The organism is Psychromicrobium lacuslunae (assembly GCF_000950575.1).
Lineage (GTDB): Bacteria > Actinomycetota > Actinomycetes > Actinomycetales > Micrococcaceae > Renibacterium > Renibacterium lacuslunae.
Window position 1 is genome coordinate 2,192,969 of record NZ_CP011005.1, and the last position, 13,760, is coordinate 2,206,728.

The following is a 13,760-nucleotide window of genomic DNA, read 5'->3' on the forward strand; positions in this document are numbered from 1 at the left end:
CAGACCTGGATGGGATCTAGCCCCTCGATAGATCGTCCGCAAGGATGAATTCGAGCCACCGGTAAAGAAACGAGACAGTTCCGAGGCCTGAGAATCTCCTGTCGCGAAGGCGAGAACGAGCCGACCTACGCTAGGCTCACGACTACAGCAGAGAAAGCCGGGAATCCGGAACTTCTCCACAACGGTATAAAGGCTTGATTCCGCGACTTTGAATCGTGCGCCGAGTCGTTCTCACTAATCTTTAGCAACGAAGGAGTTGACACCGTGGGACTCACCATTTGCGATATGTCCGTCTCAGTGGACGGCTATGTAACCGGGCCTCATGACAACAGAGAGAATCCTTTCGGAGACGGCGCTCAGGACCTTCATGCCTGGCTGCGACCCTCCGCCTCGGATCTAGATCGGAAGGTTCTCGAACAGGCGATACGCTCAGTTGGCGCGATCGTGATGGGACGCACCTCCTTTGAGAAGAATGAAGGTGACGGCGGTTGGGGCGACGCCGGACCAATGGGCGACATTCCTGTCATTGTGCTAACCCATCGACAGCCCGAGCGCCAATATCCCGAAGTGTTCACCTTCATCTCAGACGGCGTGCAGAGCGCACTCGAGACAGCTCAACGCGTCGCCGGAGACAAAGACGTTCACCTTTTCGGCGCGACAATCATGCAGCAAGCACTCCCCCTAGGATTCGTTGACGAGATCCACCTGCATATCATGCCGGTTCTCCTCGGAGGCGGCACAGCATTGTTCGGAACACTCGATTCGACAATCGCCCTTGAAAGGATCTCAGCCGACCCATCCACCACAGCGACCCACCTGCAATACCGCGTCCTGCGATAAAACCAGCTAAGGGCAGACCCCCGAATTTGATCTGCGTGATTCCGAAACCAGAAAAGCCCCGGAATCCCGGGGCTTTCACGGTAGCGGTGGGGAGGCTCGATCTCCCGACCTCACGATTATGAGTCGTGCGCTCTAACCAACTGAGCTACACCGCCATAAATGAGATTGGCTCGTGTCTGCCGGCCAAAACCGCCTTGACACGAGCCTCCTCATTTGCGAGCCCCCCACCGGAATCGATCCGGTGACCTCGTTCTTACCAAGAACGCGCTCTACCACTGAGCTAGGGGGGCAACAGATGAATACTTTACCAGTCGTTTCGGGCTAGTGGAAATCAGCAATCTTCGTTGCGTTAAGTCGCCGCCCTAAGCGCCGAAAATTCCGCCAAAATAAGGCTAGACGCCGGCCCCGTTCCGGCATAAGCTCGGGCGGATAGCAACACAACGGGCACTCGATGAGTGAAAGCTTCCAGCCAGTCGAAAGGATCGAGCATCAGCGGCAAAGCAACCAATTTCGACTACCTCGTCACGAGCAATAGTGAGGTGGTAATTAGCCATCACGGTAAGAAAGCCACCGTCTTGCGGGGCAAGCGAGCCCAAGACTTCCTGGACGACATCGAACGCGGCGATCCGCAGGAACTGATGGCCCGCTTGACCGGGAACTACAAACGCGGCAACGAACGCCTGGCCCGCCAGCACCCCCGGAACCGCTGACCACTTCATCGCGGCCACACCAAGCCTCGGCTCCCCATGCTCGCCTGCCCATGCTCGCCCACCCCCGCGAGTTCGCTTCCGCTTCTCGGATTCGCCTGCAAAACCCCACGATTTCGCGCGCTGGAAGCGAACTCGCGGAGGGGTGTTCGAACCGGGGCGAGGTTTTGGGAGCCGCTAACGATAGGGCCAGTAGTCCGCGACTCGCACCTGCTCGAACCATTCCTGCTCTACCCTGAGATACGGGCCGTGCCCTGGGAGCAACAGACGAACATTAAGTGGCTTGAGCTTCTCGATCCCTTGCGCGATCAGCTCTGGTTGGTGATGAAAAAGCTTGGGCAGCGTTTGTGGGCCCTGCCAGCGGCTCAGCGGGTGCCCAGTGACCACCACATCGCCGCTCAGCAGCACTCCGGCTTCGGGCAGGTAGAGGGCCAGATGCCCGCTGGTGTGTACACCGGTAAGAATTAGCTCGGCAGCCCCTGGCAGCGCCCCCAGCACCTCTGCGCTCACCTCCTGGGGTTCGGCCACCGAGACATCGCTAAGGCCGCCCACGCGCACCGCATGCCTTAACCAGCGCAGCACCCGCGGAATCATGACTCGCCAGCCAAAATCGGCCAAGGTGACTTGTTCACTGACCTCACGCCGTAAATTGGGCAGCTCGAGTGCGTGAGCATAGATCGGAATCCCCTGCTCGGCGAGAAACTTTGCCGAGCCAATGTGATCGGAATGCGCATGGGTGACCACGACGCCGCAGCAATCGCTCAGCTCCAGGCCGCACCAGGCAATTGACTCAAGTAGCTTCTCGCGGTCCCCCGGATAACCGGTATCCACCAGGAGGAAGCGTTCCGACCCTGGATCGGAGGTTTGCTCCCCTCGCTGTGGCTCAGCTGATTCTTCCTTGGGCTCGGCTCCGGCGACGTCCCGAATGATGGTCCAGTTCGAGGCCGGGCCCTGCACGAAGAAAATTCCGCTGGCGACCTCACTGACGCTGTCCTGCACCTTCCATCTCATCCCTCCAGCTTAAACAGCGAGTTCGTGGTTCGGTCTCGAATTCGCTAGTAATTACAGGCGAATCCGAGACTGAACCACGAACTCAGCGGGTGTTATGTGCGGGTTAGCGGTTTACCACTTGCCCTTGCGGTTGAAATCCCGGCCGCCGGTCTCTTTGCCGTGCCGGGGCTTGCGGTCCCCTGCGCCGCGACCGGTGTGGCCGTGATCGGAGTTGCGGGAGTAGCCGCCCTCACCGCGGCCGCCACGCTCCGAACCACGTTCGGAGGAATCATTTGAATACTTTTTCTTGAAGCCGCCCTGACCACGATCGCCGCGCTCTTCGCGGTTCTTATAGCCACCACCGGAACCGGGACGGCGTCCCTTATCCAGCTCGAGGTGAATCAGCTCGCCACCGATCCGGGTCTTAGACAGCGCACGCCACTGATCCTTGCTTAGCTCGGCGGGCAACTCGACAAGCGAATGATCGGCCCGAATATCAATACCGCCGATCTGTGAGGAGGACAGGCCGCCCTCATTGGCGATTGCACCGACGATCGAACCGGGCATTACCCGCTGACGGCGCCCGACCGCGATCCGGTAGGTGGCATTGCCCTCGGTCAGTGCCCGGGTCGGGCCACGCGAACCGAAACCGTCCTTGGAACGCTCACGCTTCTGGTACTCCGGGGCGGCTGGTAGATCCTTGACCAGCAAGGACTCGCCACCCTGCGCCATGAACGCCAGGGCGGCGGCGATCTCAGCAGCGGTCACGTCGTGATCGGCTTCGTAGGAGCTGATCAGTTCACGGAACACCGAAAGATCCTCGGAGCCCAAGGTTTCGGTGATCTGATCGGCGAACTTGCTCAACCGCAAATTATTAATGGTGTCAGCGCTCGGCAAATGCATCTGCTCCACCGGCTGCCGGGTGGCCTTCTCGATCGCCCGCAATAGGTACTTCTCGCGCGGCGTCATGAACAGGATCGCGTCACCGGAACGCCCAGCACGGCCAGTACGGCCAATCCGGTGCACATAGCTTTCGGTGTCATGCGGAATGTCGTAGTTAACGACCAGGCTGATCCGCTCCACGTCCAGCCCACGAGCGGCCACATCGGTAGCCACCAGGATGTCGATATTGCCCGAGCGCAGCGCCTCAACGGTACGCTCACGTTGCTGCTGCGGAATGTCGCCATTGATGGCGGCCGCGCGGTAGCCACGGGACTTCAACTTATCGGCAAGTTCCTCGGTGGCCATCTTGGTCCGCACGAAGGCGATCACACCGTCGTAGTCCTCAACTTCAAGGATCCGGGTCATCGCATCGAGCTTGTGCGGGCCCATTACCTGCAGGTAGCGCTGCCGGGTATTCTCGCCGGTGGTGGTCTTAGCCTTCACCGAGATTTCCGCGGGGTTTTTCAGGTATTTCTTCGCGATCCGGCGGATCTGGCCGGGCATGGTGGCGGAGAATAGGGCGACCTGCTTCTCTTCCGGGGTCTGCGCCAGGATTTGCTCGACGTCGTCGGCGAAGCCCATCCGGAGCATCTCGTCGGCTTCATCGAGTACCAGGTACTCCAGCTCAGAAAGATCGAGCGAGCCCTTTTCCAGGTGATCGATCACTCGGCCGGGGGTGCCAACAACAACCTGGGCGCCGCGACGCAGGCCAGCCAGCTGCGGGCCATAAGCGGAGCCACCGTACACCGGCAGCACGCTGAAGTCGTTCAGGTGCGCGGCGTAGGAAGAGAACGCTTCGGCGACCTGCAGTGCGAGCTCGCGGGTCGGCGCCAGCACCAGCACCTGGGTAGCTTTGGTGGCTGGCAGCTCGGCCATCCGGGACAGCGCAGGAACCGCGAAAGCCGCTGTCTTACCGGTTCCGGTTTGCGCCAGGCCGACGACATCGCGACCTTCCAGCAGCACCGGAATGGTAGCTGCCTGGATCGGCGAAGGCTTTTCATAACCGACGTCTTTGAGCGCTTTCAGCACCCGCTCGTCGAGGCCAAAATCGGTGAAGAGCACATCTTGCTCGGCGTTGTCGTCGGAAATCCGGTCGGTGGCGTAGTCGGAATCTTGGTTTTCGGGCATAGGAATAGTCCTCGTTCACATAGGGCCGGATCGAAGGCAACTCGATATCCGGACGATTCACCTCACGGCGATCCCCTACGCACTTGCCCGCCACTAACGCGGGCCTGTCATCACCGTTAGGCACCGCTAACAGCGGTTTCGACAGGAAAATAGGGAAGAAAGAAAAGGGATTCCGTAAGAAGGGAGCGATTTAATCATACGGTACAACGGCCACCGAAGCGGCTCGGAGCGGCGTCCAGGGCGGGTGAGATGGCGCACATCACCGAACGAACGAACTAATTGCGCCGCAATAGCTTCTCAAAATACGGCTGATATTCCGGGGCGAGTTCCAGGCCGGGCTCATTCTGCAGGGCCTGCATTTTGGCTATCGACGGGGCACTGAACCAATCGCGAACCGTCACCGAATGACTAGGACGATGAATGACTCTCACCTCGTCCCCCTGCTGGATGCTGCCGGTCTGCAACACCCGCAAATAGGCACCCACCCGCGCGGCTTCGGTGAATCGCTTGACCCACTGCGGCTCCGCCATCCGGCGTTGAAAGACCGAGCAGGGAGTGCGGGGCATGGTGACTTCGACGACGGCCTTCGCGCCGAGCTGCCACTGCTCACCAATCAACGCGGAATTCGCCTCGACGCCACTCAGTCGCAAATTTTCGCCGAAGAGGCCCGGCGGCACCTCTCGACCCAGCTGCACCGCCCAGAAGTCGGCATCGCTCTGCGAATAGGCATAGACAGCCTTATGTAGGCCACCATGGTTTTTGCGGTCAGCCTGCACATCCGCGAATAGCCCGTAGGGCTGGACTTTAACCGGCCCGGTGACCGGGCGTTTATCGATGGCGGTCACCCCGCTGCCCTGGTCAGCGAGCAGTGCGTGCACCCGGCAGACCGCGAGCACGGTTCCTTGATCAACCATTCCTCCACCCTACGGCCCATCCCGGGCCAACCCCTCATGTTGTCCCCGTTATCCCAGTGAAAGCGACGAATGTTACCGATGTTACGAAAACACGAACACTGCCGTCACAACAGCAGCATTCATTGGGACAGCTGGGAGAGAACAGGCTTACTGGCTGGCCAATGGTGTCCAGAAATAGTTGAAATCATCGTCTGGTCCGGCCATTGCGCGCTGACTGAAAACCACCCCGATCAAGTCCCGCCCTGGGTCTACCACTGCACTGGTGCCGCTGCCACCGGTCCAACCGTAGCTGCCCGCCGAGATCGAGTTCTCTGCTTCCGCGATGTTCACGCCGATCTGCCATCCCCAGGAGCTACTCGGTCCGAGGATCGGGCTAGCGCTCGTGCGCTGCGCCACGGTGAGCTGATCGGAAACCATCTGCCTTTTGTATTCTTCCGGCAGCAAGTGCCCATCGGCCAGGGCGCCGAAGAATTTCAGATAGTCGGGCACCGTTGAGACCAGCCCACCGGCCAGAGTCTCAAACTTGGGCTGCCGACTGAAACGCCCATCCGCGGGGTCGACCAGTTGCAGACCATCAGCTCCTGGAATGTATTGCGCCGGTAGCTCCTCGGCACGAGCATAAAAGGCAGTGTTCAACATCCCCAGTGGCTCGGTGATGCGTTGCCACAGCAACTCAGCCAACGTCTTCCCGCTAGCGCGGGCAAGCAAGATAGAGAGCAGATCAGCAGAGGTGTTGTACATCCAGCGACTGCCGGGCTGATAGCTCAACGGAAGTTCGGCGAACCGGGCTAGGTACTCATCAGCGCTCAGATTTGGTGGCATGGTTCCGGCACCGATCCCGGCAGCTTGGACTGCCTCACTAAGCGGGGAACTGCCAAAAATCACCCCAGCGCCCAGAGTGCCGTCAAGTAATTGCCGAACGGTGATGGCAGATTCGGCGGGAGCAGTCTGATCAAGCGGTCCATTCGGGTCCAGGAGCACCCGAGGCTCAGCTAACTCCGGCAACCAGGAGCTGACTGGATCATCTAACTCCAGGATCCCGTCCTGTAACAGAAACGAGGTCAGCACAGCGGAAAAAGGTTTGCTCAGCGAGGCGATCCGGAACGGGGTGCTTTCCAGCATGGGTCGATCCGAATCAAGAGCCAGCGTTCCACTGGCGTGAAACTCGCTCACCCCGTGCTGTCGGACACCCGCCACCACCCCGGGAAACCGCCCGGCGGCCACCGCCTCGTCAAGTGAAGCCCAGACCCGTTGAAACTTGGACTGCGGTTGACCTGGGTACAGTTGATTGGGCTGATCGGGCGTTAGTTGATTGGACATTGGCTGATTGGACATTTTCAGTAACCTCTCTTTCAGCCCCAATACTGGGAGCTTAGCCTCCCGGCGGCTCGACCGCTACGGTTCGAAGCGGTAACCCATCCCGGCCTCGGTCACCAGGTGCCGAGGGTGAGCCGGGTCCGGTTCCAGCTTTCGCCGCAGCTGGCCTAAGTAGACCCTTAAATATTGAGTCTCTTTGGCATAGGCCGGCCCCCACACCTGCACCAAAATTTGTTGCTGACTAATCAGCTTTCCCGGGTTCCTGGCCAATAGCTCTAGGATCGACCACTCGGTCGGGGTCAACCGCACCGCTTCACCAGCGCGTAAAACCTTTTTTGCTTGCAGGTCAACGACGAAATCCTCGGTGGTCACCGTCGGTACCGCTCGGCCAGCGCTGATCCGTTGTTCGGCATGTCGTTGGGCCGCCCGCAAGCGTGCCAAGAACTCATCGAGCCCGAACGGCTTGGTCACATAGTCATCGGCTCCGGCGTCGAGAGCAGCGACTTTCTCCTCGGAGGCATGCCTCGCCGAAAGCACGATAATCGGCACCTCCGTCCAGCCCCGCAGCCCGGCGATAACGTCCAGCCCATCAATATCTGGCAAGCCCAAGTCCAAGACCACCACGTCAGGCCGATGTGCAGCGGCAGTGGCTAGCGCTTCAGTCCCATTGACAGCGGTAAAAACCGTATAACCGTGAGCATGCAAATTGATTTGCAGGGCGCGCAGGATCTGCGGCTCGTCATCGACCACCAGTACAGTCGTCATTGCCTTGCTCCTCCAACACTCATAGGCAGCCGCACCACCATGGTCAGCCCACCGCCCGGGGTCTGCTCAGCTTCAAGCACCCCGCCCATTGCTTCGGTAAATCCTTTGGCCACTGCCAGTCCCAAGCCAACTCCGGTGCCGGCCGGGACATCGTCGAGGCGTTGGAAAGGCCTGAACATCGCCATCACATCCTCCGCTGCAACGCCCCGGCCATGGTCAATGATGCGCAATTCACTGGCTGGCTGACCATCAATCAGGGCACTGCCAGCGCCGCCAACGCTGCCAACCAGTACCACATCGGAATCCGGGGCGTACTTCAGGGCGTTCTCCACAATGTTGGCAATCACCCGTTCTAACATGCCCGGGTCCGCCTCCACCGGCGGCATATTGGCGGGCAGATCGACCCGCACAGCGGGTGGCAGGGCTCCGTCGCCGCCGTGTCCCAACGCTGCATCAATGACATCGCTCCAGCGCACCGGGGCGAGCAACGGGGTCGCCGCATCGGAGGAAATTCTTGACATATCCAGAAGATTTCCAACCAGTGCATCTAATTTATCGGCTGAACTCTCAATGCTGGCGAGCAACTCCGCTTCGTCGGCCGGTTCGAAATGCACTTCTTCCTGGCGCAAGCTACTGACCGAAAGCTTGATTGCCGCCAACGGCGTCCGAAGATCGTGCGAAACGGCTCGTAGGATCGAGGTTCGCATGGTGTTTCCCTCAGCCAGTCTGACGTTATCGCGACGGCTGATGTTCAGCGCAATCCGTTGTCGCAACGCGACCAGATGCGCGCCGAAAGCCACCAGCAGTCGGCGATCTGCGGCGTCCAAAGTGCGGCCATTGAGGGCCAGTGCCAAACCGGGTTCAACCTCTTCAACATTGTCAGCCTCTTCCGGTGACAGCGCAGGATTTTCTCCCGACGAGGCTTCAAGCTGCCAATCGGGAGGTGTGGCCCCGGTAGGCGATGAAAGTAAACTCACCGAGTTGACCCGGAAATTCTCCCGGACTTGTTTCAGAAAAGACTCCAAGGAATCTTCCCCGCCGAGCGCGCCACGCGCTAGTTCGGTCAAGGTGGCAGCTTCTGCACCGGCTAACGAGGCATCTCGCGAACGCCGCGCGGCCAAACCCACCACCACCGCAACCGCCGCGCTAACGCCAAGGAAAATGATCAGAGCCAGTAGGTTCTCGGGATCCGCAATGGTCAAAGTACCCGTGGGGGCAGCGGAGAAGAAGTTAAGCAGCAGTGAACTGAAGAGCGCAGCAAGCAGCGCGGGCCACAAGCCACCGACCAAGGCAACCAGAACACAACCCGAGAGTTGCAGCAGGGTGTCGGTGACGAAGCTATTGGGCACCCATTGCACCAGCGCGGTCTCGATGAGCGCTGGCAGCACGATGGCGAGCGCGAAGCCGAGTAAAACCCTGCGGCGACCCAGATCACCGACCCGTTGGAAGCGCACTCCCCGGCCGCCCATCGGGTGCGAGACCATATGCACGTCGATATCGCCCGAGCCGCGCACCACCTTGGCCCCCACCCCGCCACCGCCGAATAACCGTGCCAGCGGGCGACGCCGCGAGATACCCACCACCAGCTGGGTAGCATTGGCGCTGCGAGCGAACTCCAGCATGGCTTGGGCGGGATCTTCGCCGATCACGCTGTGATAACTACCGCCCAGATCTTTCAGGAGCTGGCGCTGAGCCTCAAGGTCACGGGGTGATTCACCGCGCACTCCATCCGCCGCCCGGACATGCACCCCCAGCAGCTCGCCGCCGGCAACCCGAGCCAGGATTCGCGCTGCTCTACGGATCAGCACCTCACCTTCGGGGCCGCCGGTGAGTCCGACGACGACGCGTTCCCGGGTCGGCCAACTCTCCTCGATGCCGTGCGTATTGCGATAGACCGCCAACCCGTCCTCGACCTGATCAGCAAGCCAAAGCAGCGCGAGTTCGCGCAGCGCCGAAAGATTACCGAGCCGGAAATAGTTGGCCAGTGCGGCGTCGATCTTTTCGGCCGCGTAGATGTTCCCGGCGGAGAGCCGCTGTCGGAGCAACTCCGGGGAAATATCGACTAGTTCGATCTGATCCGCGCGGCGCACCACCTCGTCAGGCACCGTCTCTGTTTGTTTGGTATTGGTGATCTGGCTGACCACATCCCCCAGGGAGGCTAGGTGCTGAATATTCAGGGTGGAAATCACGTCAATGCCGGCCGCTAATAAGGCTTCGACGTCCTCCCAACGTTTGCGCCGTGGTTGATCCTCGCCATTGCTGCCGGAATCGGTCACCACGGTATGCGCGTACTCATCGACCAGCGCGAGCTGCGGCTTGCGCGCCAGCACGGCTGCTAGGTCGATTTCCTCAAAATTAGCGCCCCGGTAGCTGACAATCTTTGGCGGTATGACCTCGAGGCCTTCAATCAGGGCGGCAGTATCTTTGCGTCCGTGGTCGAGGGCGAGCGCCACCACTGTGTCAATGCCTTGGTTCTTCTTGAGCTGCGCTTCTTCAAGCATGGCGTAGGTCTTGCCGACGCCGGGGGCAGCGCCGAGCAAGATCCGCAGGGTGCCTCTGGACATCTTCCTATCTTCGCCTATTCCGATCCTCTGGTGTCGCGCAACACCGTCCAGGTAACCAGTCGAGTATTCCATCGTCCGATTCAGCTAGTCGCCGTGCGTTCACCTCAATGCCAATCCAAAAGCTGCAAGATCTCAGCAGCGATCTCCGCTGTCTTGCGCCCGTCAGTATCAATCCGGTGCACCCAGGACGGGACTCGAGAGGCCAGTTGCTGAGACGCTGCCGAACTCCGGACTAACTCCTCAGCTAGCAGCTCCGCTCCACTGGTGCGCTGAGCAAGCCGGGCTGAAACGGTGTCGTCGCCAGCGGTGAGCAGCACCCCGGTGACCCTGGGTGTGCCACCCATTGCCTCAGCGAGAACGTCCGTTTCCAGCACGCTCACCGTGTTGGTGTAGATCAACCGTTGATACCCCAGTTCAAGATAGTTGCTCCACTGAACCCGCAAGTTACGCTCGGCAAGCCGATGCTCCCAGGGAACCGGAAAGGCCAAATCTAAATTGTCGCCCTCAATCACCGCATGCTTGATCTCCTGCTGACTCAATTGATGATGCATTTCGAAGGCCACAGAGCTCTTCCCGACCCCCGAGCGTCCGCCAATAAAAAGCACTTCGCAGTTTTCTGCCATGGTCACATTCTGTCTCAGTGTTCGGCAGGCCCGCCGCCGAACACCCCAGTGCACCGCTCGGCGAGAACTTTGCGCGGTAGTCACCACCGCGCAAAGATCACACCGAACGGTGCACTCCCGCGTTCCCGGAAGCCTCCAGCTCCCCTAGCGCACGCCCTTCGCGGCAAGATCGAGGTTTAACAGGGTCACATTGACCGACTCCTGACCGAGCAACGATTCCAGGCCGGAGGTGGTGCGGCTCTTAATCAGCCCCTGCAGCTCGGTCTGGGAGACACCGGTGGCCTGAGCAATCCGTGGGACTTGAAGCTGTGCATAAGCCAGCGAGATCTGCGGGTCGAGGCCGGAACCGCTCGCGGTGACCGCATCAATCGGCACTTGTGTAGCATCGACGCTCTCAGTCTGAGCGACCTGCTGGCGCAGCTGCGAAATAGCTTCCACCAGCTTCGGATCATTCGGCCCCAGATTGCTGGCGCTGGAGCTCAGCGGGTTCCAGGACACCGCCGAAGGGCGCGGGTGGAACCATTTCTGTCCTAAGCCATCCTCCGGGGACTGGGCAATCAGCGAGCTAGCGGCCGGTTGCCCGGCCACTTGCACCAGCGAGCCGTTCGCCTGACTCGGCGCGGCCAGTTGCCCCACGCCCCAAACCGCCAGTGGGTAAATCACCCCGAGTACCGCAGTGGCCAGCAACAGGAATCGCAGCGCGGTACCGAATTGCCGTAAATAAGCACTAAAACTGTTCATGTTCTTCTCTAGTTCTCTCTAGTTCTCTGTCGATGCCTAGCCCAGGCCCGGGATCAACGAGATCAGCAGATCAATAATTTTTATCCCGATAAACGGTGCCACCAGACCGCCCAGACCATAGATCAGCAAGTTCCGGCCCAGTGCTTGGCTGGCCGAAACCGCCCGATATTTCACGCCTTTGAGCGCCAACGGCACCAGCACCATAATGATCAGTGCGTTAAAGATCACCGCCGACAAGATGGCCGAGTTCGGCGAGGACAGCCCCATGATGTTGAGCAGGCCCAGTCCCGGGAACGCTGCCGCAAACAGCGCCGGCACGATCGCGAAATACTTAGCGACGTCATTAGCCACCGAGAACGTGGTCAGTGACCCACGGGTGATCAGCAGTTGTTTGCCGATTCCGACCACATCGATCAGCTTGGTAGGGTCGGAATCCAAGTCGACCATATTGGCCGCCTCTTTGGCCGCCGGGGTGCCGCTGTTCATCGCCACGCCGACGTCGGCCGCAGCCAAGGCGGGCGCATCATTGGTGCCGTCACCAGTCATCGCTACCAAGTGACCTTCGGCCTGTTCCCGTTTGATCACCTCGAGCTTGTCCTCCGGAGTAGCCTCAGCGACGAAATCGTCCACCCCGGCGGTTTCGGCGATCGCGGCAGCAGTGACTCGGTTGTCGCCGGTGATCATAATGGTGCGAATACCCATCTGACGCAGCTGGGCAAAGCGTTCGCGCATCCCGGGCTTGACCACGTCAGCCAGCTCGATCACGCCGAGTACCTCACCGTTCTCTGCAACCAGCAGCGGGGTGCCGCCGGATTCGGAAATCCGCTGCACTTGCTGGGCGGCAAGCTCCGGCAAAACATCGGCATCAGCGTAGGCCTCGACGGCGGAGGCGGCACCCTTACGGATTTCCCGCTTTCTGGTCCCCCCGGGCTGCTCGGCCTCAATCAGATCAATGCCACTCATCCGCGTACTGGCGGTGAACTCCACCGTCTCCAGTTCTAACTGCCCGGCTCTGGCCTGAGCCTCCAAGCTCTCCAAGGTGGGTTCATTCACCCCGATCTGATCGGCTAATTCGACGATTGATCTGCCTTCCGGGGTCTCGTCAGCCAGCGACGATAGCCGGGCGGCTTCCACCAAGCGCCGGTCGTTGACGCCGGCCACCGGGAAGAAGCCAACGGCACGCCGGTTACCGAAGGTGATGGTGCCGGTCTTATCGAGCAACAAGGTGTCCACGTCCCCAGCGGTTTCCACCGCCCGCCCCGAAGTGGCGAGCACATTGTGCTGCACCAAACGGTCCATGCCGGCAATGCCAATCGCGGGCACCAGCGCACCAATGGTGGTCGGAATCAGACAGACCAGCAGCGCCACCAGCACGATCGGGGTTGGCACCGCATTCGCCAGGCTAGCCATTGGCGCGAGCGCCATCACCACCACCACGAAGACGATGGTCAGCGAAACCAGCAACACATTGAGTGCGATCTCGTTCGGGGTCTTTTGCCGCGAAGCGCCTTCTACCAGTTTGATCATCCGGTCGATGAAAGTCTGCCCCGGTGCCGCGGTGATGCGGACCAAAATCTGATCCGAAAGCACCCGGGTGCCGCCGGTGACCGAACTGCGGTCGCCGCCGGATTCCCTGATTACCGGCGCTGATTCGCCGGTGATGGTGGATTCGTCAACGCTGGCCAGACCGGCAATCACCTCGCCGTCCGAGGGGATGGTATCCCCCGCCGAGCAGACCACAATATCCCCGACAGTGAGGTCGGTGGCCGGAGTCTGCAAGAACTCCGCGCCAGCTAAATCTGCCATCGTGAATGCTCGACCTGCACTCTCCGACTTTCCGAAGAGCACCTGCCGTGCCGTCACCGAGGTACGTCCGGCTCGCAGACTGGCGGCTTGCGCCTTACCTCGACCCTCGGCAATAGCCTCGGACAGGGTGCCGAAAAGCACTGTGAGCCAAAGCCAAACCGTCACCACCAGACTGAACACAGAGTCGACACTGCCGGTGGCCAGGTCGATCACGGTGACCACCGTGCAGACCGCGGCACCAAGCAGCACGGTGAACATCACCGGCGAATGCACCATTTGACGGGGCGAGAGTTTCTTGAAAGCCAGTGGCAACGCGTTGCGCACCGATTCGAAGGAGAGCTTAGCGGGTGCCTTGACCCGTTTGTGACTCGTCCCCTCGGTTGACGCAGCGGCGTCGGGGTTGGATTTCAGATCAGTATTCAT

Annotated in this window: 11 protein-coding genes and 2 tRNA genes; 2 read left to right on the forward strand and 11 right to left on the reverse strand. The window is 60.4% G+C overall.

Annotated elements, in window-relative coordinates; translation table 11 throughout:
- Positions 1-264: 264 nt before the first annotated feature.
- Complete coding sequence (locus UM93_RS10300) at positions 265-840, forward strand: dihydrofolate reductase family protein (protein ID WP_045075420.1); 576 nt, start codon at positions 265-267, stop codon at positions 838-840.
- Positions 841-921: 81 nt separating this feature from the next.
- Here UM93_RS10300 and UM93_RS10305 read toward each other — a convergent pair.
- Positions 922-995, reverse strand: a tRNA-Met gene (locus UM93_RS10305).
- A gap of 63 nt (positions 996-1,058) precedes the next feature.
- Positions 1,059-1,130: transfer RNA gene (locus UM93_RS10310), tRNA-Thr, on the reverse strand.
- A gap of 165 nt (positions 1,131-1,295) precedes the next feature.
- On the opposite strand from UM93_RS10310, the gene UM93_RS10315 reads away from it, so the two are divergent.
- A complete protein-coding gene (locus UM93_RS10315; RefSeq protein ID WP_234399287.1) occupies positions 1,296-1,550 on the forward strand; it encodes a hypothetical protein in 255 nt (84 codons plus the stop codon).
- A gap of 174 nt (positions 1,551-1,724) precedes the next feature.
- Here UM93_RS10315 and UM93_RS10320 read toward each other — a convergent pair whose 3' ends face one another.
- The 9 genes from UM93_RS10320 to kdpB form a co-directional block, all read right to left on the reverse strand.
- Positions 1,725-2,558, reverse strand: a complete 834-nt coding sequence (locus UM93_RS10320; RefSeq protein WP_045075422.1) for an MBL fold metallo-hydrolase — start codon at positions 2,556-2,558, stop codon at positions 1,725-1,727.
- A 111-nt stretch (positions 2,559-2,669) separates the two neighbouring features.
- The gene (locus tag UM93_RS10325; protein ID WP_045075423.1) at positions 2,670-4,607 is read right to left on the reverse strand and encodes a DEAD/DEAH box helicase; all 1,938 of its coding nucleotides are present in this window, start codon (positions 4,605-4,607) and stop codon (positions 2,670-2,672) included.
- 275 nt (positions 4,608-4,882) lie between these two features.
- A complete protein-coding gene (locus UM93_RS10330; protein WP_045075425.1) occupies positions 4,883-5,521 on the reverse strand; it encodes an MOSC domain-containing protein in 639 nt (212 codons plus the stop codon).
- 147 nt (positions 5,522-5,668) lie between these two features.
- Positions 5,669-6,856, reverse strand: a complete 1,188-nt coding sequence (locus tag UM93_RS10335; protein ID WP_157874130.1) for a serine hydrolase domain-containing protein — start codon at positions 6,854-6,856, stop codon at positions 5,669-5,671.
- Between the two features lie 60 nt (positions 6,857-6,916).
- Positions 6,917-7,603, reverse strand: a complete 687-nt coding sequence (locus UM93_RS10340; RefSeq protein WP_045075426.1) for a response regulator — start codon at positions 7,601-7,603, stop codon at positions 6,917-6,919.
- Complete coding sequence (locus UM93_RS10345) at positions 7,600-10,167, reverse strand: DUF4118 domain-containing protein (RefSeq protein WP_045075427.1); 2,568 nt, start codon at positions 10,165-10,167, stop codon at positions 7,600-7,602. Before UM93_RS10345 ends, UM93_RS10340 begins: the two co-directional genes overlap by 4 nt.
- Before the next feature lie 104 nt (positions 10,168-10,271).
- On the reverse strand, positions 10,272-10,790 hold the full coding sequence (locus UM93_RS10350) for an adenylyl-sulfate kinase (protein WP_045075429.1): 519 nt from the start codon (positions 10,788-10,790) through the stop codon (positions 10,272-10,274).
- Between the two features lie 144 nt (positions 10,791-10,934).
- On the reverse strand, positions 10,935-11,531 hold the full coding sequence (gene kdpC / locus UM93_RS10355) for a K(+)-transporting ATPase subunit C (protein WP_045075430.1): 597 nt from the start codon (positions 11,529-11,531) through the stop codon (positions 10,935-10,937).
- A gap of 36 nt (positions 11,532-11,567) precedes the next feature.
- The gene (gene kdpB, locus UM93_RS10360; protein ID WP_045077233.1) at positions 11,568-13,760 is read right to left on the reverse strand and encodes a potassium-transporting ATPase subunit KdpB; all 2,193 of its coding nucleotides are present in this window, start codon (positions 13,758-13,760) and stop codon (positions 11,568-11,570) included.